Here is a 22,405-nt window from a genome sequence, read left to right as displayed (position 1 = left end):
GCTGACATGACGACGGCGGGGCCGGAGCGAGAGATCTCGCTCCGGCCCCGCCGTCGTCGGTGCGTCTCACCGGGTCACAGGCCGCCCCTGCGCGCCGGTGGCAGCGCCGCCGGGACGTGGACCGGAGGGTGCTGGCGCTGCCACATCCCCGGGTACGCGGTCGTGGTCGTGGTCGCGCTCACCGGGCGGTGCGCGCCCGCCACGGCGGCGAACGACCGGAAGTCCAGGTCCTCCTCGCCGCTGCGGTCGCCCGGCAGCGTCCTGAACGTCCTCAGGTACTCGGAGTACAGCGCGTCGTAGATCGGCGTGGCCGAGGCGCCGGACATGCCGTCCTGCGCCGGGCGCATCGCGGGGATCTGGTGGTACGGCTGACGGGAGGACTCGTAGCGGGACGACTCGTAGCGGGAGGGTTCGTATGCGTGCACGTAGGTGCCAACGACCTCGCCGCCCGTCGGATGCGGCCTCGCCGTGACGCGCCTGGCTGTCACGTGCCCGCCAGCGGCAGCGCGGCGGCCACCAGGCGCCCGTCGGCGGAGGCCTTCTCCAGCGCGTCGCGCAGCAGGTCCTCGCGCGGCTGCTGGCCGATGGAGCCGACCGGCGCGGCGAAGACGAGGACCGTGTGCGACTTGTTCGCCGCGGCCCGCCAGCCCTCCGTGACCTGGAGCGGCTGGTGCGCCTGCCACCAGGCGACCGGGCTGCCCCCGACCGTGCCCGGCTGGAGGATGGCGTGCAGCTGACCCATGGCGAGCAGCACCGACCAGCCGTGCAGCGGGCTCGGCTTCTGGTTGACGTCGGTGACCGGGAGGAAGCCGTGCTCCATCAGCAGCGGCAGGAACTCGTCGATGCCGGCGGTGGAACCGGGGCGGGCGATGGGCGCGGTCGGTTCGACGACCAGCGCCGGGTGCAGCTCGCCGTCGATCAGGACGAGGCCGCTGGTGACGCCCAGGACCGCCTGCTCACCGGTGGCCGGGGACTGCGCCGGGATGGAGGGGGCGGGGGCCGCGGGGGCGGCGGCCGGGCTGCCGGTGATGGACCGGACGGCGCCCTGGAGCTGCTCCTCGGCGACCTTGACGACCTGGGAGGGGATGCAGGTGGCGTGGGCGAAGGCGAGGACGGCGGTCTCCTCGCCGACGAACAGCACGGTGCTCGTGCGTTCCTGCTCGGAGTCGCCCGGGGTGCGGCAGGAGGTGCAGTCGTAGCTGCCCGGGGCGTTCTCGCCGGCGAGCAGCCGCTCGGCTTCCTCATCGCCGATCTCGGCGCGTACGTCCTCGCTGACGTCGAGCATGCGCGGCACGGGTGGCTCCTCGGAGTGGTGTGCGGTTCGAGGCCGGGCGGTTCCCGGCTCGTCTCATGAAGAGCTCAACGGGTGAACCGGGGCCGGGGTCACGCGCGCGGCGGCGCGGGTGCGGGGCGGGGTGGTGCCTAGCGTGACCCGGTGCTGAAGAACCGTTTCTGGCCGTCGGTCGTCGTGCCGGCGGCGGTGCTGCTCATGCAGGGTGCCGGTGTCGCCGGCGCCGACACCGGGGCGGCCGGCCGCCATCCGCCGCCGCCCAGGCCCGGGCCGGGGCCCGCGTACCCGCTCGCCGACTGCGCCGCCGACCAGTGGCCCTGGGGCTGCGTCGCCGAGTGCGAGAGCGGCGGCCGCTGGCACATCAACACCGGCAACGGCTACTACGGGGGGCTGCAGTTCGCGCAGTCCACGTGGGAGGCGTACGGCGGGCTGAAGTACGCCCCCCGCGCCGACCTGGCGAGCCGGCAGCAGCAGATCACGGTCGCGGAGGAGGTGCTCCGGTGGCAGGGCTGGGGCGCCTGGCCGGTCTGCTCCAAGCGGTACGGGCTGTCCGGACGCGCGCACGTGGTCCAGCCCGGGGACACGCTCTCCGCCGTCGCACGGCGGTTCAAGGTGAAGGGCGGCTGGAAGGCGCTCCACCAGGCGAACCAGACCGTCATCGGGACCGATCCGAACCGGATCCGTCCGGGGATGATGCTGTCCCTCCCGGTGTGAGCCCTTCCGGTGTGAGCCCTTCAGACGTCAGTTCCGTCGCCTCACCGCTGAAGGCGATCGCGCCGCGGCGCAGTCCGTGCACGAGGGTGCCCGGCGGCAGGCCGGGCGGAAGGCGCTGCTCGGCCACGACGACGGCGGCCGTGCGCGCCAGTTCCGCAAGCAAGGTGTACGTGCGCGCCGCGACCGGCGGGGACAGGCCGAGGGCCGGTTCGTCGACGAGGACGACACGGGCGCCCGACAGCACCACGCGGGAGAGGGCGAGCATCCGCTGCTCGCCGCCCGAGAGCGTACCGGCGCGGCGGTCGAGCAGCGGGCACAGCTCCGGGTACGCGTCGAGGGCGGGCGCGGCCGTGGGGTGGGCGGCGAGCCCGAGGTTCTCCGCGACGGTGAGGCCCGGGTGCACGGCGTGCCGATCCGGCACGAAGCACAGGCCGCGGCGCGCGCGGTCGTGGGCGCGCAGGCGGGTGACGTCGGCGCCGCGCCACAGGACGCGCCCGGCGGAGAGCGGAACCGTGCCGGCGAGGGCGCGCAGCACCGTCGTACGGCCGGAGCCGTTGCGGCCGAGGAGCACGGTGAGGGCGGCGGCGGGGGCGGGCAGGTCGACGCCGTGCAGGGCTTCCAAAGGGCCGTAGCGCACGCGGGCGGCGCGGAGTTCCATCTCGACGCTCACGACACGATCCGCCCCGCCTCCATGACGTGGACCGTGTCCGCGATGTCCGCGACCAGGTCGAGGTCGTGTTCGACGACGAGGACCGCCATGCCGTCGGCGGCCAGCGCCTTCAGTACGCGGGCGAGTGCGGCGGTCTCGGCGGCGTCGAGCCCCGCGGCGGGCTCGTCCAGCAGCAGCGTGTGCGGCCGCCCCGCGAGGGCGCGCGCCACCTCGACGCGGCGCAGGGTGCCGGTCGCCAGGCCGGCGGCCGGCAGGTCCCGCACGGCGGTGAGGCCCAGCAGGCGCAGTACCCGCTCGACGTGGCGGGGGTCGCGGACGCGGCCGTGTTCCGCGCCGACGCGGACGTTCTCCTCGACGGTGAGCGACGCGAAGACCGCGAGCTCCTGGAACGTCCGGGCGATGCCCAGGCGGGTACGGGCGTGGGCGGGGCGCGTGGTGATGTCGACGCCGTCGAGGGTGACGCGGCCGGCGGTGGGGCGCGCGGTGCCGGCCAGGCAGTGGAAGAGGGTGCTCTTGCCCGCGCCGTTGGGCCCCACGAGGGCGGTGAGGCGGCCGGGCGGAAGGCGCAGGGTGACACGGTCGAGAGCGGTGAGGCCGGTGGGGTGGCGGAGGGTGAGGTGGTGGGCCTCCAGGGGGTGTCTTGCCGATCTTGCCGGGCTCGCGGCGTCTGGCACCGCGCCTCGCCGCGTTGTCGTCGGTCGCCAATGCTCCGCAGTGGCTCCCTCCTCCGCCTTGCGATCCGTCCCCTCGGCCCCAGGGGGCCTGGGGAGACCCCATGCACCAGACGCCGCTCCCTGATCCGGCCTGATCGACAAGACACCCCCCAGCCCGCGAACCTCCGTCGGGGGTGGCTGCTCGCGGTGGCCCCGCGCGGGCCCGGGTGCGGGGCCCCGCGGCAGGGACCGCAGGCCGGCGGTGGGTGGCGCCTTGCGGCGGGGCGCGGACGGCAGCAGCGACATCAGCGGGGGGACACGGGACGTCAGGGCCGCCAGGAGGCCGATCAGGGCCGCTGCCGCGCCACCGCGGGCGCCCGCGTCCAGGCCCACCAGGAGGGCCGCCGCGGCCAGCGGGGAGAGGAGGCTGTCCGCGCCCAGGACCAGGACCGCCGCGAACCAGAGCAGGCCCCGCACCGGGTCGTACGCCGCCGGGTCGAAGGCCCGCAGGCCCATGCCCAGCAGCCCGCCGCCCAGGGCCGCGAGGGCCGCGCCCGCCACGAAGGCGAGGACCTTCAGGGCGCCGACCGGGACGCCCGCGGCCGACGCGCCCGCCTCGTGGTCGCGCAGCGCGGCCAGCGCCCTGCCCGTACGGCCCCGGCGCATGGCGGCGACCAGGAGCAGGGCGGACGCCAGGAGCACCAGCTCCAGGGCGTAGTAGGCGCGGTCCGAGGCGAAGCCCGCCGGGCGCGCCGCGGCCAGGCCCGCCGTCGCGTACGGCTGCGCGAAGACGAAGCGGCTCACCGCCACACCGACCGCCAGCGTCGCCAGCGCCAGGGCGAGCCCGCGGCGGCGGATCGCCGGCCACCCCGTGAGCAGGCCCAGCGGGGCGACCAGCACCACGGCCACCACCAGCGCGGTGAGCTCCGGCAGCCGGGGCAGGCCCGGGAAGCGGCCCGCCGCCAGCAGTGCCGTGAACAGTGCGCCCAGGCCCGCGTACGCCGCCTGGCCCAGCGAGATCTGGCCGCCCCGGCCGGTGACGACCACGAGCGACAGCAGGATCACGGCGAGCGCCGGGACCTGGATCGCCGTGTGCAGGTCCGTGCCCGCGAAGCCGAGCGGCAGCAGGAACAGCACGGCCGCCACCCCCCACACCCCCGGCGGCACCCGCGCCCCCGCCGTCGAGGCGCGCGGCAGGGCGTCCCGCGCCCCCACACCCGGCAGGGCCAGCGCGGCGACCAGCAGGGCGACGACGAAGAGGTTCGTGGCGACGGCCTGGACCAACGGCCCGGACCAGCCCACGGGGTGGAAGCGGGTCAGCTGCGCCTGCCCGACCCCGACGGCCAGCGCGGTCAGCACCGCCACCGGCACGCTCCGCATCCGGGCCACCACCGCCACCGCGATCACCTCGACGACCAGCAGCGGCAGCCCGTACGGGTCGAGCCGTACGTACGGCGCGAGCAGCACGCCCGTCAGGCCCGCTGTGAACGACCCGAACGCCCAGCCCACCGCCGACACCCGGTCCGCGTCGATGCCGCCCAGCGCCGCCAGCTCCCGGTTGTCGACCACCGCCCGCAGCTCCCGCCCCAGCCGCGTCCAGCGGGTCGCCGCCCCCACCGCCACCGCCAGCAGGACGGCCGCCCCGACGTGCAGCCACGGGTCGTCGCCCAGCAGCACCGGCGCGTCGTCCCGCGCCCCGCCGCCCCACAGCAGCGCGGCCGCGCCGACGAGCAGCACGAACACGCCGATCGAGGCCACCAGCGTCGTCGCCGGGTCCGAGCCGAGCACCGCCGCCGGGCGGAACACCACCCGGTCGAGGACCAGCCCGATGCCGGGGCCGACCAGCAGCAGCGTCACGCACGCGGCGAGCGGCAGCGGCCAGCCCCACTCGACCACCAGCTGGCGCAGCACGTACGCGCAGACCATGGCGACCGCGCCGTGCGCGAGGTTCAGCACGCCGGTCGCCCGGTACGTGACGATCAGGCCGATGCCGGTCAGGGCCGCCGCGCCGCCGACCGCGAGCCCGGCGAGGAAGAGTTCGTACGTCAGCGAGGACACGGGTCAGCTCTCGGGATCGCACACCGGGCAGGGCTCCAGCCGCGCGTCCCCGACCGGGACCGCGTCCGCCCGGCCCGCGACCAGCGGGCAGTCCGGGCGGTGGGCCAGCGTCCCGCCCGGGACCCGCACCGGCGGCGCGTCCGAGGAGGGCCGGTCCACCGTGGCCGGGGGCTCCTCGGGGGCGCGGTCGTCCCTGCCCTGGGAGGTGCGGCGCGGGCCGGGCCCGCCCAGCAGCACCGCGCCCGCCACGATCAGCGCCGCCCCCGGGACGGTGCACGACGCCAGGTACGGGATCTGCCGTTCCGCGAACCGCTCGCCCGACACCCCGTACCAGCCCACCACGCACAGCACCGCGCCCGCGGCGACGGCCACGGCCCCGCCCCACCACGGCGATCGCGATGTCGGCATCCCGGGCCTCCGCTGGCGAGAGAGGGCGATTCCTTGCACTATGCCCAAGAAGGACAAAAAAGGCACAGACCCCGGAAACCGGCGGTGAGCCATATGGTCCACACCACGCGCACGAGTCTTCGCAGGCACCCCCGCACCACGGCCCTCGCGGCCGCCGCGGTCCTGGTCCTGGTGCCGACCGCCGCGGCCTGCGGCGACGGCAACGGCAACGGCGATGCGGGGAGGTCCCCGACCGCGACGGCGACCTCGCCGACCGGTGACCAGCCCGCGGACCAGACCGCGGCCCGGCAGCAGATCGAGAAGAACTGGGCGGCCTTCTTCAATCCGAAGACGCCGGTCGACGAGAAGGTCAAGCTGCTGGAGAACGGCGACCGGATGCGGCCCGTCCTGGAGGCCTTCTCGGCCAACCCACAGGCCGCGCAGACGTCCGCGAGCGTCGACGACGTCGCCTTCACCTCGGCGACCGAGGCCGACGTCACCTACGACCTGCTGGTCGGCGGCACCCCGGCGCTGTCCAACACCAAGGGCACCGCCGTGCAGCAGCAGGACACCTGGAAGGTGTCCGTGAAGACGCTGTGCGCGCTGGTCAAGCTCAGCCCCGATGCGACAGCCGTGCCGGGTTGCTGAATCCCTGCCGGCGGCGGCGCTCCTGCTGTTCGCCCTGCTGCTGAGCGCCGCCTGCGGCAGCCGCCTGCCGGAGAGCGACTTCACCGCCCGGCGCCCGGCGCCGACGGATGCCCGCCCTCCGATCCGCATCGGCATCATCACCAGCGCCACCAGCCCCGTCGGCGGCTCCGCCTTCACCGGGCCGCGCGACGGCGCCCGGGCGTACTTCGACGCCCTCAACGCGCGCGGCGGCCTCGACGGCCGCCGCGTCGAGGTGCTCACCTGCGACGACGGCGGCAGCGGCGTCGGCAACAACGAGTGCGTCCACGAACTCGTCGACGAGGCCGAGGTCTTCGCGCTCGTCGCCACCACCGCCTTCGACTACGCGGGCGCCGCGCGCGTCGCCGCCGCCGGCGTCCCCGACATCGGCGGCCAGCCCATCGGCCCGGCGTACGACACCCATCCGCACCTGTACGGCATCTACGGCAGCGCCGCCCCGCGCACCGGCGGCGAGCCCGGCTGGGGCGGCGTCCTGTACGGCGGCACCGAGGTCTACCGCTGGTTCAAGCGCGAGCTCGGCGCCCGTACCGCGGCCGTCGTCGCGTACAACCAGGCCTCCTCCGCGCGGTACGCCGCGTACGTGGAGCGGGGCCTGCGGGCCGAGGGGTACCGGGTCGTCAGCGAACAGGTCGACTTCGCACTGCCCAACTACCGGGCCGTCGCCGCCGACCTGCGCGAACAGGGCGTCGACGTCGTCTTCGACGCCCTGGACACACACGGCAACGCGCAGCTGTGCGAGGCGATGGACGCCGTCGGCGTGCGCGTCACCGCCAAGGTCACCAACGTCCAGAACTGGAACGAGGGCGTGCCGCGCGACTTCAGGGACGCCCCGCACTGCCGCAACGCCCTGTGGGCGACCGGCGCCAGCCGCAACCACGACGAGACGTCCCACCCGGCCGTACGGGAGTTCCGCGACGCCATGGGGGGCCGGCCGCTCTCCCAGTGGGCGCTGGAGGGGTGGGCCGCCGCCATGTGGTTCACGGACGCGGCCCGCTCGTGCGTCCGGGCCGAAGCGGGCCTCACGCGGGCGTGCGTCGAACGGTTCGTCAACCGGCCCGAGGGGTACACCGCGCGCGGACTGCTCCTGCCGGCCGTCTTCCAGCGGCTCCCCGAACCGCCGAAGACCAGCCGCACCTGCCTGTCCGTCGCCCGCTGGCAGGACGGCCGCGGCTGGGTCACCCAGGGCGGTGACATGTACCGCAACTGCGCCACCGTCCCCCAGCTCGGCTACCGGCCCTGAACCCGCGTGCCGAAAACCGCGTCCTCAATCCCAAGTACAGTCCATGCCTGACGACCATCCGAGAACTGCTGGACCTGGGGGACGCGGCAACGCGATGCACATCTCATTCCTGCTCCACAACGCGTACGGGATCGGCGGCACCATCCGCACGACGTTCAACCTCGCCGCGGCCCTGGCCGAGCGGCACGACGTCGAGATCGTGTCCGTCTTCCGCCACCGCGAGGAGCCGACGCTGGGCGCCCCCGCCGGCGTGACCATGAAGCACCTGGTCGACCTGCGCAAGAAGAGCCCCACGTACGACGGCGACCACCCCGACTACAAGCGGCCCGCCAAGGTCTTCCCGCGCGGCGACGGCCGCTGGAAGCAGTACAGCCGCCTCACCGACGCCCGCATCGCCGCCCACTTGAAGGCCCTGGAGGCCGACGTCGTCGTCGGCACCCGCCCCGGGCTCAACGTGCACATCGCGCGCCAGACCCGCCGCGGAGCGGTGCGCGTCGGCCAGGAGCACCTCACCCTCGACAGCCACGGCTACCGGCTGCGCCGCGAGATCGGCCACCGCTACGCCCTGCTCGACGCCGTCACCACCGTCACCGAGGCCGACGCCCGCTCCTACCGGGCGAAGCTCAAGCTGCCGGGCGTACGCATCGACGCCGTGCCCAACAGCGTCCCGGCCCCGTCCGTGGAGCCCGCCGACACCACGGCCAAGTGGGTCGTCGCGGCCGGCCGGCTCACCCGGGTCAAGCGGTACGACCTGCTGGTCGAGGCGTTCGCGAAGGTGGTCGCCGCCCGCCCCGACTGGCGGCTGCGGATCTACGGCTCCGGCGACGCGACCGGCAACGAGAAGAACGCGCTGCGCGCCCTCATCGACGAGCGCGGCCTGCACAACCACGTCTACCTGATGGGCCCGGCGAACCCGCTGGAGCCCGAGTGGGTCAAGGGCTCCATCGCCGCCGTCACCTCCCGCCTCGAAGCCTTCGGCATGACCATCGTCGAGGCGATGCGCTGCGGCCTGCCGGTGGTCTCCACCGACTGCCCGCACGGTCCCGGCGAGATCATCGAGGACGGCGTCGACGGACGGCTCGTGCCCGTCGGCGACGTGGACGCCATCGCCGGCGCGCTGCTCGCCCTCATCCAGGACGACGAGCTGCGCCGCCGCACCGGCGAGGCCGCGCTGGCGGCCTCCCGGCGCTTCGACCCGGCCCGCATCGCCGAGCGCCACGAGGCGATCTTCGCCGAGCTGGTCGCCCGGGGCGCCAACGGCCGCTCCCGCAGCCGGGTGCGCGACACGCTGCACCGCACCCGCGGCGCCGTCCTCGACGCCGCGTTCACCCTGCGCTACAAGGCCGCCGACGTGCTCCGGAAGGGGAAGCCCTCATGACCGACGCCACGACCCCGGCCCCCGTGCCCGGCGAGCCGCCGCGCGCGGACTGCGTCGCGGACGCCGCCGGCGGCATCACCTTCGACATCGCGGTCGTCGACACCGCCGAGCCGGCCCTGGTCCTGCGCAGACGCGGCGGCACCGGCGGCCCGGCCGACGAGGCCCGGCTGCCGCTCACCCCGGCGGGCGCGGGCCATCTGCGGGCCGTGCTGCCCAGCACCATGGAGCTCCCCGAAGGCCGCTGGGACGTGTACCTGGGCGAGCGGGCGGTCGAGCCCGGCATCCGGGACCTGCGCTCGCTCGTCGACCGGATCCCCGACGAGGAGGGCCCGGTCGCGGTCCGCATCCCGTACCCGACGGCCGACGGGCGGCTCGCCGTGCGCAGCTGGGTGCGCGGCCCGCACGCCGAGGCCGGTGACCTCTCCTTCGGCGAGGGCGCCTGCACGGTCGAGGGGACGCTGTACGGGGCCGGGCTCGGACCCGGCGCGGTCGCCGAGGCGCGGCTGGGGGAGCGGGTCCACCGGGTGCCGACCGCCGGCGAGAAGGGCGCCTTCGTCTTCACCCTGCCCTACGAGCCGCTCGCCGAGGACCGGCCGGCCGACGGGGAGCTGCTGTGGGAGCTGTGGCTGCGCCCCGACGCGGACGCCGAGCCGGTGCGCGTCTCCCGGATCCTCGACGACGTCTGGGACCGCAAGAGCGTCTTCGTCTACCCCGCACACCAGGCCGAGGGCTACCGGGCGGCGCCCTGCTACACGACCGACAACACCTTGTGCGTGCGTGTGACGGCGTGACGTGCGAAGCGTCCTATTTCCGTGGCGCGGTGATTTCCCGGTGATATGCCGAAAGGAATATCGGGGGCTCTGCGAATTCGGCTCCGCGGCCTGGTGCGGCGGCGTGCGTAATCCGGCGTAATCCGGCCGGAACGGCATCCTGAGGGGTGAAGAATTCCTCCCAAACATGTGTCGTGGTTCTGTGACACAAGCGTGACCGGTGGGGGACATGTGTCTGGTGGGGCCGGTCGGCTCGGCTTCCGTCACTGTGCGGCGCCGCCTACGGTGAAGGGCATGGCACCGATTCCGACTCCTCCCGCACAGCCCGACGACACCCCCGACTCCTACGTGGGACTCGACGAGCGCGACGCCGAGCAGCTGGCCCGCTCCCGTGGCTGGACCACGGTGCGCTCACTGCCGCCCGGCTCGATCATCACCATGGAGTTCCTCGTGGGCCGGATCAACTTCGAGGTGGACGACCACACGGTCACCCGCTGCTGGGTGGGCTGACGGCCCGCCCGCGCCGACGACGAAGGCCCCGGCCGCATCAGCGGCCGGGGCCTTCGTCCTCCGTGGTGTCAGTTGCCCGTCAGGCGGCCGTCGTGCGGCCGTGCGTGCGGCGGCCTGCGGCTGCCGACGGGCGTGACCGGCGTCCGCTCCGAGCGCACCACCGCGTGCGGCCGCGGCTGGGCCAGCGTGGCGCGCACACCCGCCGTACGGCCGCCGCCGGAGCCCCCCGAGGGACCGGCGCCCGCGCCCACCGGCTCCGCGCCCGCACCCACGGGCTCCGGCTCCGCGCCCGCACCCACGGGCTCCGGCTCCGCGACCGGCTCCTCGCCGACCGGCGCTGCCGCCGCGCCCGCGCGCTGCGGGTACATCGCGGGCCGGGGCCCGCCCGCCGCCACCGGCACCGAGGGCACCAGGCGACGCCGCGCCCGCAGGTATGCGCGCAGCCGGTCGCGGGCTCCGAGGATCATCGCCTCGGCGCGGGCGATCAGCGGCTCGCACCACGGCAGCGCCAGCAGGATCAGCAGGCCGGCGGCCCAGCCCAGCAGCACATCGCTCAGCCAGTGCGTACCGAGGTAGACGGTGGTCAGGCCGACCCCGAGGGCGACCACGGCCGACAGCGCCGACAGGTGGCGCCGGGCGCGCGGCGTGGTGGCCAGGTAGGAGAGGATTCCCCAGGTCACCACCGCGTTGGCGGTGTGTCCGGAAGGGAATATATCGCCGCCCGCGAACAGCTCGGCCGAGCCGATCTGCGTCGCGTAATGGGGCCCGAGCCTGCCCAGACCGATCTTGACCGCGCCGACCGTGACGTTCAGCAGCAGCAGCGCGGCGCCCAGCACCAGCAGCGGCCGCAGCGTGTGCTGGCGCCAGGAGCGCCAGCCCAGCCAGCACGCCACCATCACCGCGGTGGGACCGCGCTGGCCGAGCACCACGAAGTAGTCGAGCGTCGCGTGCACTTCCGGCCACTGCTGATACGGCCGGAACAGCATGACCTTCCAGTCGAGGGTCACCAGCCACGACGAGACGAGCACGGCCACCACGATCGCGAGATAGAACGCCGCCGTCCCGCCGAAGAGGGCGAGACGGGTGCGGCTCATCCGCGGGATCTCAATCTTCGGCGGTTCCGGCTCCCGGTCCAGCCGGGCGAAGATGTCGGTACGCACCCAATCGACGTTACAGCGAGTGAGGGGCCGTTCAGGCCGATCCGGTCTCTTCGTGATGACGATGTGATGTGGAGTGTGTCTCAGCCACCTGCTTATTCCATGCTTATCCATAAACCGTTCGGACCGTGTGTCGTATTTACCGCCGAGGTCGCCGGAGGAACCGCATCCGGGTGGCGCGGAAAAGCGCGGGGAGTACGGCCGTCCGGAATTCACCCCGACACACCGCGCGCCCCGAGTGGCGTACGCCACACCCTCGCGTCTGCCCCGGTGAGAGGTGGACCACGCGCCACCCGCCCCGACTCGCGTACGCTGACGGCTCACTCGCCCGTCGATGCCGGGCCGCCCGGGGGCGTCCCTCCCCCCGGCCAGTGCCCACCGAGCGCGAGGGATTCATCTGTGGGAGGTACGTACATGCTCGGGACGACCACGGCTTCGGCACGGCTCCGTGCCGCCGGTGGCGGTGCCAACCGCTGGGTCGTCCTGTTCGTCCTCTGCGTCAGCCTGCTGCTCGTCGCGCTCGACGCGACCGTGCTGCACGTCGCCGTCCCCGCCGTCACCGAGGACCTGCGCCCCAGCTCCACCGCGCTGCTGTGGATCGTGGACGCCTATCCGCTGGTGTGCGCCGCGCTGCTGATCCTCTTCGGCACGCTCGGCGACCGGCTCGGGCGGCGCAGGGTCCTGCTGGCCGGTTACGGACTGTTCGGCGTGGCCTCGGCGGTCGCGGCGTTCGCCGAGACACCGCACGTGCTGATCGCCGCGCGCGCCCTGCTGGGCATCGGCGGCGCCATGATCATGCCGGCGACGCTGTCGATCCTCCGCGCGGTCTTCCCCGACCGGCGCGAGCGCGCCACCGCCATCGGCATCTGGACCGCCGTGGCCGCCGTGGGCGCCGCGACCGGGCCGGTGCTCGGCGGCTTCCTGCTGGAGCACTTCTGGTGGGGCTCGGTCTTCCTCATCAACATCCCGCTGATGGCGGTGATCCTGCCCGTCGGCCGCTGGCTGCTGCCCGAGTCGAAGGGCAGCGGCGACGGCCCCTGGGACGTCCTCGGCGCGCTCATGGCAGCCGCCGGCGTCATGGGCGTGGTCCTCGGCGTCAAGCGGCTCGGCGCGGGCGACGACTCGCCGCTGAGCCCGGCGACGGTCGGCCCGCTGCTGGTGGGCGCCGCGCTGCTGGTGCTGTTCGTACGGCGGCAGAAGCGGCGGCCCCACCCGCTGATCGACATGCGGATGTTCTCCCGCGCCGCCTTCACGACCTCCGTCGGCTGCATCGTGCTGGCCATGCTGGCGCTGGTCGGGCTGGAGCTGATCGCCGTCCAGTACCTCCAGCTGGTGCTGGAGCTGAGCCCGGTCGAGACGGGGCTGCGGCTGCTGCCGCTGACCTTCGCCGCGATGGCCGCCGGGGCCACCGGTTCGTACACGCTGCGGCGCGTCGGGCCGCGCCGGATGGTCGGCTGGGGCTTCGTCCTCACGGCCGGCGCCGTGCTGCTGCTGGTGCTCATGGGGCACCACGACCGTCCGCTGCTGCTGACGACCGGCTTCGTCCTGCTCGGCTTCGGCCTCCAGACCACGCTCTTCGGCGCGTACGAGTCGATGCTCAGCGAGGCGCCGGCGCACAGCGCGGGCGGCGCGGCGGCCATCGGCGAGACCTCCTACCAGCTCGGCGCCGGCATGGGCATCGCGCTCCTCGGCAGCGTCATGAACGCCGCGTACGCCCCCGGGCTCGCCCGGGTGCCGGGCGTGCCCGAGCCCGCGGGTGCCGCGGCGGCGAACTCGCTGGGCGAGGCGTACCAGGTGGCCGCTCAGCTCGGCGGCGCGGCGGGCGAGGCGCTGCGCACGGCCGCCCGGCACTCGTTCGTGCACGGTCTGCACGTCACGCTCGTCGTCAGCGCGGGGCTGCTGCTCGCGGGCGCCGCGATGGCGCTGCGCCTGCCGCGCGCCATGGAGTCCCAGGCGGACCTCGACGCCCGCCTCGGCGTGGCGCCCGAGCCGGCGCCCGCCTCCGGGCCGGAGGCCCGGCCGGACACGGTGCCCGGCGCGCGCCCGGCGCCGTCCCAGGAGCGCGAACTGCTGCACGTGCCCGCGCGGCGCGAGCCCGCGGAGCCGGCCGGGTCGGGGCGTCCGGCAGGGCGTACGGCACACTGAGCCCGTGCCGGGGCGGTGGGGGCTGGACGCCGCCGCACACCGCGTCGTAACGTCGGCGCCGAGCCGTACCTAACGGCGTTAGTTTTAGTGGCCGGCCCCCGGAGGTCCCGTCGTGTCCGCACCCGCGAAGCTCCCGCCCTTCGACCCCAGCGACCCCCTCGGCATCGACGACCTCCTCGAACCCGAGGACCTCGCCATCCGCGACACCGTCCGCGACTGGGCCGCCGACCGGGTGCTGCCGCACATCGCCGAGTGGTACGAGAAGGGCGAGCTGCCCGGCATCCGCGAGCTGGCGCGCGAGCTCGGCTCCCTCGGCGCGCTCGGCATGTCGCTGGAGGGGTACGGCTGCGCGGGCGCGAGCGCCGTCCAGTACGGACTGGCCTGCCTGGAGCTGGAGGCCGCCGACTCCGGCATCCGCTCCCTGGTCTCGGTCCAGGGCTCACTCGCCATGTACGCCATCCACCGCTTCGGCTCCGAGGAGCAGAAGCAGCGCTGGCTGCCGTCGATGGCGGCGGGCGAGACCATCGGCTGCTTCGGCCTGACCGAGCCCGACCACGGCTCGGACCCGGCCGCGATGCGGACGTACGCCAAGAAGGACGGCACCGACTGGGTGCTCAACGGCCGCAAGATGTGGATCACCAACGGCTCGGTCGCCGGGGTCGCCGTCGTCTGGGCGCAGACGGACGAGGGCATCCGCGGCTTCGTCGTACCGACCGACAGCCCCGGTTTCTCCGCGCCCGAGATCACGCACAAGTGGTCGCTGCGCGCGAGCGTCACCAGCGAGCTGGTCCTGGACGACGTACGGCTCCCGGCCGACGCGGTGCTGCCGGGCGTCACCGGGCTGAAGGGGCCGCTCAGCTGTCTGAGCCATGCCCGATACGGAATCGTGTGGGGCGCCATGGGCGCCGCGCGCTCCTCGTTCGAGGCGGCGCTTCAGTACGCGAAGACGCGTGAGCAGTTCGGCAAGCCCATCGGCGGCTTCCAGCTCACCCAGGCCAAGCTCGCCGACATGGCCGTGGAGCTGCACAAGGGCGTCCTGCTCGCCCACCACCTCGGGCGCCGGCTCGACGCCGGGAAGCTCCGCCCCGAGCAGGTCAGCTTCGGCAAGCTGAACAACGTGCGGGAGGCGATCGAGATCTGCCGCACCTCGCGCACCATCCTCGGCGCCAACGGGATCTCCCTCGAATACCCCGTCATGCGGCACGCCACCAACCTGGAATCGGTGCTCACCTACGAGGGCACCGTGGAGATGCACCAGCTGGTGCTGGGCAAGGCGCTCACCGGACTCGACGCCTTCCGGTAGGCGCCACCCCCTAGCTCTGGTTGAAGAAGCCGTCCTCGGTGCGCGACCCGGCCTCGCCGTTGACGATCTCCGTGTTCGCGGGCGTCAGTAGGAAGACCCGGGTCGCCACGCGCTCGATCGAGCCGCGCAGCCCGAAGGTCAGGCCGGCCGCGAAGTCGACCACGCGCTTGGCGTCGGCGGGCTCCATGGTGGTGAGGTTCATGATGACCGGGACGCCGTCCCGGAAGAGCTCGCCGATCGCCCGGGCGTCCCGGAAGCCGTCCGGGGAGACCGTGGCGATTCGCCGGCCCTCCTCCTGCGCGGTCTCGGAGGCGACCCGCACCCGCGGGTCGGTCACCCAGGCGTCGCCGTCGCGGTCGCTCCCGGCGTACTCGTCGTCGTAGTAACGCTCGTCGTTGTCCTCGACGAGACCCAGCCATGCACTCGCCTTGCGCACCGATCCCATGGACGCCTCCTTTCGTCGCGGTCACTTGTGGTTCCGCTATCCCTATGGTCGACCATCATGCGGATCGCGCGCCAAGTGGATAGTCGCCGCGCAGGCGATTCGTGACGGTACTGGTGCAGAGGATGTGGCGATTCGTCAAGATTCTGCGGGCATACGGCCCCTGAAGGAGGGCTTCCGCAACTCATATATGACATTCGGGCCGGATGGGTGAGCGAGCGGACGTACGGGTGAACGGATCAGGCCGATACGATGCCCGCCGCACAGTCGCACGACACACGGGGGAGCGGGAAAAGCACGTGTTCGGAATCGTCAGGCCCTGCACGCACAGACTCACCGACGGGCTCAAGACGGAGTGGATGGCCCATCTCTGCGGCCTCTGCCTGGCCCTGAGGGGGGATCACGGGCAGTTCGCCCGGATCGCCACCAACTACGACGGCCTCATCATCTCCGTTCTGACGGAGGCTCAGGCCGGGCCCGACCCGGCCGCGCGCCGCACCGCCGGGCCCTGCCCGCTGCGCGCGATGCGCACCGCGCCGGTCGCGCGGGGCGAGGGCGCGCGGCTGGCCGCCGCCGTCTCGCTGGTGCTGGCCTCCGCGAAGGTACGGGACCATGTCGCCGACCGGGACGGGCTCCTGGCCCGCCGCCCGATGGCCGCCGCCGCCCGGCGCGTCGCCCGGGGCTGGGACCGCGCCGGCGCGAGGACCGGGCGCGAGCTCGGCTTCGACACGGCCGTCCTGGTCGACGCGGTGGACCGGCAGACCGGCATCGAGGCGCTGGCCGGCCCCGGTACGCCGCTGCTCGCGGTCACCGAGCCGACGGAGACCGCCACCGCCGCGGCCTTCGCGCACACCGCCGTCCTGGCGGGCCGGCCGTCGAACGCCGCGCCGCTGGCCGAGGCGGGCCGGCTCTTCGGGCGCCTCGCGCACCTCCTCGACGCCGTCGAGGACCGGGAGGCCGACGCCGCCTCCGGCGCCTGGAACCCGCTCACCGCGACCGGCACCCCGCTCGCCGAGGCGCGGCGCCTCGCGGACGACGCGCTGCACGGGATACGGCTGGCCCTGCGGGACGCGGAGTTCGCGGACGACAAGCTGCTGCACGTGCTGCTCGCCCACGAGCTGCGCCGGTCGGTGGACCGGGCGTTCGGGACGGCGAGCTGCTCCCACCAGGGGTACGGGGGCCAGGGGGCGTACGGCCCGCCGCCGCAGCAGCCCGGCGGCCCGTACCCGGGAGGCCCCTACCAGGGCGGTCCCTATCAGGGAGGCCCGTACCAGGGGGGTCCCTATCAGGGCGCGCCCCACGCGTACGGCGGCCACCCCGGAGGTCCGGGCGGCGGCATGCCGCCCGGCTACGGCGGCGGGCCCGGGGGCGGGGAGCCGTCCCGGCCCAAGCCCCGCGGCTTCCTGGCCGGGTGCGCGGCCTTCACCTGGCTCTTCTGCACCTGCCAGATCTGCTGCGCCAAGGAGTACGAGGGCCCCTGGTCGCGCAAGAAGCGCGAGGGGTGCTGCCGCGACTGCGACTGCAACGTCGGAAGCTGTGACTGCTGCTGCCCCTGCGACGGCTGCTGACGCCCGTACCGCAGACGCGGGCGACCGCGTCCGGCCGTACCGGTCCGGTACGGCCGAAAGGCACCCTTGCGCGCAGTAGTTGATCCCGCGAATACTCCCGGAGCAGCGCTTGTCAGGGGCACGACGTGTTCGCAATCCGAACATCGCCGTGCCAGGGCGAGTGAGCCTCTCCCCCAGAGGCGAACCGAGCCCCCAAAATGCACTGACTGCGCCTCACGGGCCCGACACCCCACGGCGGGCCCCCGATTCCCTCGGAGGAACGTGAAGTGAGGATCAAGCGCACCACCCCCCGCGGCGGCATAGCCAGACGCACCCGTCTGCTCGCCGTCTCCGTCGGTCTGGTCTCCGCCGCCGCCCTCGCGGTTCCCGCCGCGAACGCGGACTCTCCCCGGACCTACAGCGCGGCCGACCTGTCCGCCGCCGGCGCCGCCGTGCTGGAGGCCGACGTACCGGGCACCGCCTGGCACGTCGACGCCAAGACCAACACCCTGGTCGTCACCGCCGACTCGACCGTCTCGAAGGACGAGATCGCGAAGATCAAGCGTGAAGCCGGCACCAACGCCGGTGCCCTGCGCATCGAGCGCACCCCGGGCAAGTTCACCAAGCTCATCTCCGGTGGCGACGCCATCTACGCCAGCAGCTGGCGCTGCTCCCTCGGCTTCAACGTCCGCGACAGCGCGGGCGCGTACTACTTCCTCACCGCCGGCCACTGCACCGACGGCGCGGGCACCTGGTACTCCAACTCCGGTCGCACCACGGTGCTGGGCTCCACGTCCGGGTCCAGCTTCCCGAACAACGACTACGGGATCGTCCGCTACACCAACAGCTCCGTCACCAAGTCGGGCACCGTCGGCAACGTGGACATCACCAGTGCCGCCAACGCCACCGTCGGCATGTCCGTCACCCGCCGCGGTTCCACCACCGGCACCCACAGCGGCAGCGTCACCGGCCTGAACGCCACGGTGAACTACGGCGGCGGCGACGTCGTCTACGGCATGATCCGGACGAACGTGTGCGCCGAGCCCGGCGACAGCGGCGGCCCGCTCTACTCCGGCAGCCGCGCCATCGGCCTCACCTCCGGCGGCAGCGGCAACTGCTCCTCCGGCGGGACCACCTTCTTCCAGCCGGTCACCGAGGCGCTGAGCGCGTACGGCGTCAGCGTCTACTGATCGGTCCGCCGGCGCGCCCTTCCGGGTGAGTCCCCCGGCCGGATTCCGGCCGGGGGACTCGACGCGCTGCCCGCGGTCGTCCACATTTGAGGGGATGTGAGGACGGTCGGGCGCAGGACGGTCGGGCACAGGGGAGCGGGGGGCGGATGAAGCGCATCGGAGTGACCGGCCACAGGGACATCCCCGACGAGCTCCACGCCCATGTCCGCGCCGCGATGCAGGCGGCGTTCCTGGGGCACGACGGCGTCCTGGAGGCGCTTTCCAGCCTCGCCACCGGGGCGGACCAGCTCTTCGCGGACATCGCGCTGGCGTGCGGGGCCGGGCTGGTCGCCGTCATCCCGAGCGGGGACTACGAGGACGGCTTCGCGGACGCCGCCGAACTGGCCCGCTACCGGGGCCTGAGGAAGCGCGCCACCCGGGAGGTCCGGATGGCGTTCCCGCACTCCACCGACGAGGCGTACTACGCGGCCGGCACGTACATCGCCGACCACTGCGACCGGCTGCTCGCGGTCTGGGACGGCCGCCCGGCGCGCGGCCTGGGCGGCACGGGCGACATCGTGCGGTACGCCCGCGAACGGGGCACACCGGTGACGGTCATCTGGCGCGCGGGCGTCGAGCGCGCCTGAGGCCGCGGCGCCGAGGCCGCGGCCCCGACGGCAGACGCGACCCCCTACCTGCGGTGCTGCACCAGCCAGTCCGTGTGCTGCGGCGAGACGATGCGCTCGGTCTCGTACACCGCCGCCGGCCACCTGTCCTCGCCGACCGTCGTCTCCATCGCGGTGTGCATCGCCGCGAGGTCCTCCTCCACCAGCGAGTGCGCGGCGATGAGCGGCTGGTGGCGGCGGATCTCGCTCCAGGCGACACCGGAGGCCGCCGTGGCGGACAGCAGGCCCGCGAGCACGGCCGACCCGCCGGCGGAGAAGGTCTGGAACAGCCCGAGGAGGAAGGCGACGAGGGTGAGCACGGCGGTGCTGGCCCGCCACAGGGCGGTGGCCCGCCGCGACACCTCCGTCCGACGGTGGTACCAGTTGCGCTGCTCGATCAGCCGGTCCCGTACGTACGTCTCCTTGCGTACCCGGAAGGGTTTGTCGCGCAGCATCCGCATGGCCGGGGTGATGAGGTCGGCCGCGGCGTCGTGACCCTGTTCCCGGGGGTCCAGCCAGCCGACCTTGCGCAGTTCGGCGAGCCCCTCCTCCAGGCGCAGGAGGAATTCCCCTTCGGGGTCGCGGGAATCGGCGTCGAAGGGGGCGCCGTGGACCGCGTACCGCCAGCACATCGATTTGATGAACTCCGCCGCGGAACGGTTCAGTTGCCAATGCGACTTCGCACGGCGCCTGGAGGCGCGGTAGCCGGCCAGGAGTACGCCGGCGTACGCCAACGCGCTGAGCGCGCCCGCCAGTTGGAAGGTGGACCCGATCCGCCAGCCGCCGGGTATCGCCACCAGGCAGGCGCCGAGCACCAGCAGGAGCAGCTGCGTCCGGGTGTCCCGCACCGCCTCGCGCTGCCGGGCGATGGCTGTCTCGTCCGCCCGGTGGAACAGCGCCGGCAGATCCGCGCTTCGGAACACCATGCTCTGCAGTGGGCCCTGATACCCGGTCATACGCACCCCCGTCTGCGGTTTTGTGTCACTCTTTCGGTGGAATGGATCGTTCCGGGGAGGTCGGGGAATACTGGCGCAACGCATTTGTTTCAACTGTTCGCGCTGATTTGCCGTGAGTGGCCACGAGAGTAAAGTCGTGCCGCCGACACTGCAACGGTGCGGTTCCCCTCAGATCGCCACATATGCCCAAGGACGGCCGCCGTGAGCTTTCAGACCTCTATGACATTCGCTGTCGCGAAGAAGAATCGTGTCCCGCTCGCCGAGATCGACGTGCGGGCGGCGGAAGCGGCCAAGAAGATCAGCCGGGTGCTGCCCGCCATCGGTGACCGTACCGGACGGGGAGCGACGTTCAACTCCGCGCTCTGAAGCGGCCGAAAACAGCCCTGAAGTAGCTCTAAACTGGCGGAATGACCGGACCGCTGGTCCCTTTCCGCGAGATCGTTCTGAAAGTGCACAGCAGGTGCGATCTCGCATGCGACCACTGCTATGTGTACGAACACGCTGATCAGAGCTGGCGTACCCGCCCGAAGGCGATCTCTGACGAGGCGATTTCCTGGACAGCTCTGCGACTGGCCGAGCATGCGAAGGAACATGCCCTGCCCTCCGTGACAGTGATCCTGCACGGAGGGGAGCCGCTGCTGGCAGGACCGGCCCGGCTGCGGCGCGTCTGTGAGGAACTGACCCGGACGCTCGGCCCCCACACCGCGCTCGACCTGCGCATCCACACCAACGGCCTCCAGCTCGGCCCCCGCTACCTCGACCTCTTCGCCGAGTACGGCGTCCGCGTGGGCATCTCCCTCGACGGCGACAAGGCCGCCAACGACCGCCACCGCCGCTTCGCCGACGGCCGCTCCAGCCACCCCCTCGTCCTCCGGGCCGTCGGCCTGCTGCGCCAGGAGCGCTACCGCCACCTCGACCTCGGGCTGCTCTGCACCATCGACGTGGCCAACGACCCCGTCGCCGTCTACGACGCGCTGGCCGCGCTGGAACCGCCGCGCATCGACTTCCTGCTGCCACACGCCACCTGGCAGAACCCGCCGCCCCGCCCGGACGGCTCGCCCACCGCGTACGCCGACTGGGTCCTCACCGTCTTCGACCGGTGGGACCGGCAGGGCAGGCCCGTCCCCGTACGGCTCTTCGAGTCCGTGCTCTCCACCCTGAGCGGCGGCCCCAGCCTCACCGAGTCCCTCGGCCTCGCCCCCACCGACCTCGTCGTGGTGGAGACCGACGGCACCCTCGAACAGGTCGACTCGCTCAAGAGCGCCTACGACGGCGCCGCCGCCACCGGATTCGACGTGTACCGGCACTCCTTCGACGAGGTCGCCGCCCACCCCGGCGTCCGCGTCCGCCAGCTCGGGCTCGCCGGGGTGAGCGCCACCTGCCGGCGCTGCCCCGTGGTCCGCTCCTGCGGCGGCGGGCTCTACACCCACCGCTACCGCGCGGACGGCACCGGCTTCGCCAACCCCTCCGTCTACTGCGCCGACCTCGAAGCCCTGGTGCGCGGCATCGAGGACCGCACGGCGGCGCGGACGGCGTCCCCCGCCGTGGCCGACCCGGCCGCCCTCGCCGCCGAACAGCACGACCTGACCCGCGTCCTCCTCGCCGAGCTGCACAGCCGGCTCGACGGGCGCGGTGGCGAGCCGTGGGACGAGGCCTGGGAGCTCGCCGCCGCCGTCGAGCACCGCTCCGACGGCCTCGACGAGGTGCTCGCCCACCCCTACACCCGCACCTGGCTCCTCGAATCCCTCGACGCCCTGCACGAGGACCGCCCCACCGCACCCGGCCTCGCCCGGCAACTGGCGCGGTACGTCGCCGCCGCGGCCGTACGCGGCCGGGTCGACACCCCGGTCCGCGTCCCGCACCCGGGCGGCCCGCTGCACCTGCCCACGCTCGGCGTGCTGTCCGGCCACGCCTCCGGCGCCGTGGAGGTACGCCCGACCGCGGACGGCTTCGTCGCGCGGGCCGGCGGTGCCGAGCAGCGCGTCGAACGGCTCGACGAGGAGAGCCCCCGGTGGCTCCCCGTGCGGCGCCCCGCGGGCGGCGGCCGCGCGCTCGACGACCTCGACCCGTACCGCGACCGCTTCGCCGCGCCCGCCACCGGGCGGCTCACCGTCGCCGACGCCGCCGACTGGAGCGGGCGCCTGGAGGCCGCCTGGCGGCTGCTGCGGGACGCCGTGCCCGGCCAGGCCGCCGAGGCCGCCGCCCATCTGACGACCCTGACCCCGGTCACCGGAACCGCGCCCTGCGTGGGCCGGCACGGCTACGGCGCGCTCGGGCTGCCGCTGCGGGGCGGCGCCGACGAGCTGGCGCGGGCGCTGCTGCGCGGTTTCCGGCGCGCCAAGCTGCGAGCGCTGTGCGACGTGACGGACCTCTACGCGCAGGACGGCGCCTGGAGCCACCCCGCGCCCTGGCAGCAGGCGCCGGTCCCGGTCTCCGCGCTGCTCGCCGGGGCGTACGAACGGGCCGGCCTCGCGGCGTACGAACCCGGCCACCTGGAACACGCCGCACACGCCGAGCGGGCCCTGGACCGGCTCGACGGCGCCGCCGAGCTCACCGTCAGCGGCAAAGCGCTGGTGGCCGCCCTGCGGGAAGAGCTGCGCCATGGCCACGGATGACTGAAAAGCGGCGTTGATTGACTGAACGTCGTGGGGGCGGAGCGAACC

At 73.9% G+C, this 22,405-nt stretch carries 21 protein-coding genes; 13 read left to right on the top strand and 8 right to left on the bottom strand.

The genetic code is table 11. From position 1 onward, the window contains the following. Positions 1 to 74 precede the first annotated feature (74 nt). Together ACIRNI_RS18905 and ACIRNI_RS18900 are read right to left on the bottom strand one after the other, a co-directional pair. The gene (locus ACIRNI_RS18905) at positions 75 to 425 is read right to left on the bottom strand and encodes a hypothetical protein (protein WP_403552504.1); all 351 of its coding nucleotides are present in this window, start codon (positions 423 to 425) and stop codon (positions 75 to 77) included. Positions 426 to 484: 59 nt separating this feature from the next. Beyond that, positions 485 to 1,294 (bottom strand): hypothetical protein, encoded by an 810-nt coding sequence (locus ACIRNI_RS18900; protein WP_403552503.1) that lies wholly within the window; start codon positions 1,292 to 1,294, stop codon positions 485 to 487. A 141-nt stretch (positions 1,295 to 1,435) separates the two neighbouring features. On the opposite strand from ACIRNI_RS18900, the gene ACIRNI_RS18895 reads away from it, so the two are divergent. Then, positions 1,436 to 2,005 (top strand): transglycosylase family protein, encoded by a 570-nt coding sequence (locus tag ACIRNI_RS18895; RefSeq protein WP_403552502.1) that lies wholly within the window; start codon positions 1,436 to 1,438, stop codon positions 2,003 to 2,005. Here ACIRNI_RS18895 and ACIRNI_RS18890 read toward each other — a convergent pair. The 3 genes from ACIRNI_RS18890 to ACIRNI_RS18880 are packed head-to-tail and all read right to left on the bottom strand — an operon-like array spanning position 1,947 to position 5,794. Further along, positions 1,947 to 2,663 (bottom strand): ATP-binding cassette domain-containing protein, encoded by a 717-nt coding sequence (locus ACIRNI_RS18890; protein WP_403552543.1) that lies wholly within the window; start codon positions 2,661 to 2,663, stop codon positions 1,947 to 1,949. The genes ACIRNI_RS18895 and ACIRNI_RS18890 overlap by 59 nt on opposite strands. A gap of 8 nt (positions 2,664 to 2,671) precedes the next feature. Further along, complete coding sequence (locus tag ACIRNI_RS18885) at positions 2,672 to 5,386, bottom strand: ATP-binding cassette domain-containing protein (RefSeq protein ID WP_403552501.1); 2,715 nt, start codon at positions 5,384 to 5,386, stop codon at positions 2,672 to 2,674. Positions 5,387 to 5,389: 3 nt separating this feature from the next. Further along, a complete protein-coding gene (locus ACIRNI_RS18880; protein WP_403552500.1) occupies positions 5,390 to 5,794 on the bottom strand; it encodes a hypothetical protein in 405 nt (134 codons plus the stop codon). A gap of 93 nt (positions 5,795 to 5,887) precedes the next feature. On the opposite strand from ACIRNI_RS18880, the gene ACIRNI_RS18875 reads away from it, so the two are divergent. From ACIRNI_RS18875 to ACIRNI_RS18855, 5 genes are all read left to right on the top strand, one after another. Further along, positions 5,888 to 6,421, top strand: coding sequence for a hypothetical protein (locus tag ACIRNI_RS18875; protein WP_403552499.1), 534 nt, complete (start codon positions 5,888 to 5,890; stop codon positions 6,419 to 6,421). Further along, positions 6,396 to 7,700, top strand: a complete 1,305-nt coding sequence (locus ACIRNI_RS18870; RefSeq protein ID WP_403552498.1) for an ABC transporter substrate-binding protein — start codon at positions 6,396 to 6,398, stop codon at positions 7,698 to 7,700. The genes ACIRNI_RS18875 and ACIRNI_RS18870 overlap by 26 nt, the downstream gene beginning before the upstream one ends. A 94-nt stretch (positions 7,701 to 7,794) precedes the next feature. After that, entirely contained in the window at positions 7,795 to 9,078 is a 1,284-nt protein-coding gene (locus ACIRNI_RS18865) for a glycosyltransferase family 4 protein (protein ID WP_403552497.1), read from the top strand. Beyond that, positions 9,075 to 9,869, top strand: coding sequence for a hypothetical protein (locus ACIRNI_RS18860; protein ID WP_403552496.1), 795 nt, complete (start codon positions 9,075 to 9,077; stop codon positions 9,867 to 9,869). Before ACIRNI_RS18865 ends, ACIRNI_RS18860 begins: the two co-directional genes overlap by 4 nt. A 273-nt stretch (positions 9,870 to 10,142) precedes the next feature. Continuing rightward, the gene (locus ACIRNI_RS18855) at positions 10,143 to 10,358 is read left to right on the top strand and encodes an I78 family peptidase inhibitor (RefSeq protein WP_403552495.1); all 216 of its coding nucleotides are present in this window, start codon (positions 10,143 to 10,145) and stop codon (positions 10,356 to 10,358) included. 68 nt (positions 10,359 to 10,426) lie between these two features. Here the strand turns inward: ACIRNI_RS18855 and ACIRNI_RS18850 are convergent, their stop codons facing one another. Beyond that, a complete protein-coding gene (locus ACIRNI_RS18850; protein WP_403552494.1) occupies positions 10,427 to 11,518 on the bottom strand; it encodes a phosphatase PAP2 family protein in 1,092 nt (363 codons plus the stop codon). A 411-nt stretch (positions 11,519 to 11,929) separates the two neighbouring features. Here ACIRNI_RS18850 and ACIRNI_RS18845 point away from each other — a divergent pair, with 411 nt between their 5' ends. Continuing rightward, entirely contained in the window at positions 11,930 to 13,660 is a 1,731-nt protein-coding gene (locus ACIRNI_RS18845; protein ID WP_403552493.1) for an MFS transporter, read from the top strand. Between the two features lie 112 nt (positions 13,661 to 13,772). Beyond that, on the top strand, positions 13,773 to 14,963 hold the full coding sequence (locus ACIRNI_RS18840) for an acyl-CoA dehydrogenase family protein (protein ID WP_403552492.1): 1,191 nt from the start codon (positions 13,773 to 13,775) through the stop codon (positions 14,961 to 14,963). Positions 14,964 to 14,973: 10 nt separating this feature from the next. On the opposite strand, the gene ACIRNI_RS18835 is transcribed toward ACIRNI_RS18840, so the two are convergent. After that, positions 14,974 to 15,408, bottom strand: a complete 435-nt coding sequence (locus ACIRNI_RS18835; protein ID WP_355357055.1) for a cell division protein SepF — start codon at positions 15,406 to 15,408, stop codon at positions 14,974 to 14,976. A gap of 296 nt (positions 15,409 to 15,704) precedes the next feature. On the opposite strand from ACIRNI_RS18835, the gene ACIRNI_RS18830 reads away from it, so the two are divergent. From ACIRNI_RS18830 to ACIRNI_RS18820, 3 genes are all read left to right on the top strand, one after another. Then, complete coding sequence (locus ACIRNI_RS18830) at positions 15,705 to 16,973, top strand: DUF5685 family protein (RefSeq protein WP_403552491.1); 1,269 nt, start codon at positions 15,705 to 15,707, stop codon at positions 16,971 to 16,973. 266 nt (positions 16,974 to 17,239) lie between these two features. Then, positions 17,240 to 18,142 carry a S1 family peptidase gene (locus tag ACIRNI_RS18825; RefSeq protein ID WP_403552490.1) on the top strand — a complete coding sequence of 301 codons (903 nt, stop codon included), beginning with the start codon at positions 17,240 to 17,242 and terminating at the stop codon, positions 18,140 to 18,142. A 146-nt stretch (positions 18,143 to 18,288) separates the two neighbouring features. Beyond that, positions 18,289 to 18,768, top strand: coding sequence for a hypothetical protein (locus ACIRNI_RS18820; protein ID WP_403552489.1), 480 nt, complete (start codon positions 18,289 to 18,291; stop codon positions 18,766 to 18,768). Positions 18,769 to 18,812: 44 nt separating this feature from the next. On the opposite strand, the gene ACIRNI_RS18815 is transcribed toward ACIRNI_RS18820, so the two are convergent. Beyond that, complete coding sequence (locus ACIRNI_RS18815) at positions 18,813 to 19,712, bottom strand: DUF4231 domain-containing protein (protein WP_403552488.1); 900 nt, start codon at positions 19,710 to 19,712, stop codon at positions 18,813 to 18,815. Positions 19,713 to 19,961: 249 nt separating this feature from the next. On the opposite strand from ACIRNI_RS18815, the gene fxsA reads away from it, so the two are divergent. Next, on the top strand, positions 19,962 to 20,108 hold the full coding sequence (gene fxsA, locus ACIRNI_RS18810; RefSeq protein ID WP_403552487.1) for an FxSxx-COOH cyclophane-containing RiPP peptide: 147 nt from the start codon (positions 19,962 to 19,964) through the stop codon (positions 20,106 to 20,108). Between the two features lie 41 nt (positions 20,109 to 20,149). After that, complete coding sequence (gene fxsBH / locus ACIRNI_RS18805; protein ID WP_403552486.1) at positions 20,150 to 22,357, top strand: radical SAM/SPASM protein FxsBH, inactivated beta-hydroxylase extension form; 2,208 nt, start codon at positions 20,150 to 20,152, stop codon at positions 22,355 to 22,357. The last annotated feature ends 48 nt before the right edge of the window (positions 22,358 to 22,405 follow it).

The organism is Streptomyces sp. NPDC093546 (assembly GCF_044765045.1).
Classification (GTDB): domain Bacteria; phylum Actinomycetota; class Actinomycetes; order Streptomycetales; family Streptomycetaceae; genus Streptomyces.
The sequence above is the reverse complement of the archived record's forward strand: the minus strand, read 5'-3'. Positions and strand labels throughout refer to the sequence as shown.